Origin of the sequence: Streptomyces alkaliphilus, from assembly GCF_014141535.1 — a bacterium.
In the GTDB taxonomy this organism is placed as follows: Bacteria; Actinomycetota; Actinomycetes; order Streptomycetales; family Streptomycetaceae; genus Streptomyces; species Streptomyces alkaliphilus.
The window spans coordinates 1-406 of record NZ_VKHT01001767.1 but is presented as its reverse complement, the minus strand read 5'-3'; the positions used below and the strand labels follow the sequence as shown (position 1 = coordinate 406).

1 protein-coding gene is annotated in these 406 nt (G+C 74.4%); it reads left to right on the top strand.

Annotated features, from left to right (window positions below; genetic code table 11):
* Positions 1–406 (top strand): nickel-type superoxide dismutase maturation protease (sodX, locus tag FNQ90_RS26675; RefSeq protein WP_194432930.1); only part of this gene is annotated, 406 nt, incomplete at both ends.

The following is a 406-nucleotide window of genomic DNA, read 5'->3' as shown; positions in this document are numbered from 1 at the left end:
TCGCCCGGGTGCACAACGACTCGATGCTGCCGACGCTGCGCCCCGGGGACCGACTGCTGCTGCGCTGGGGGGCGAGCGTGCGACCCGGTGACGTGGTGGTGGCGCGCCACCCGTGGCAACCGGGACTGCTGATCGTCAAACGGGCGCTGGCGCATCGCCCGAATGGGTGGTGGCTGGTGGGGGACAACCCGCGGATCGCCGATGACAGCCGGGCCTTCGGCGCCGTCCCGGCGGAAGAGGTGCCGGCCCGGGCGCTGCTGAGACTGCGCCCGCCGTCCCGGACTCAGCCCTCCCGGCTCCGCTCGGCGCTGGAGTGGGTCGGCTCGGCGGTGCGCCGCACGTCCCGTCCCGTCGGCGCCTCCTCCCGGCCTGCCCCCGGTCCCCCTTTCTCTGATACCCAACCATT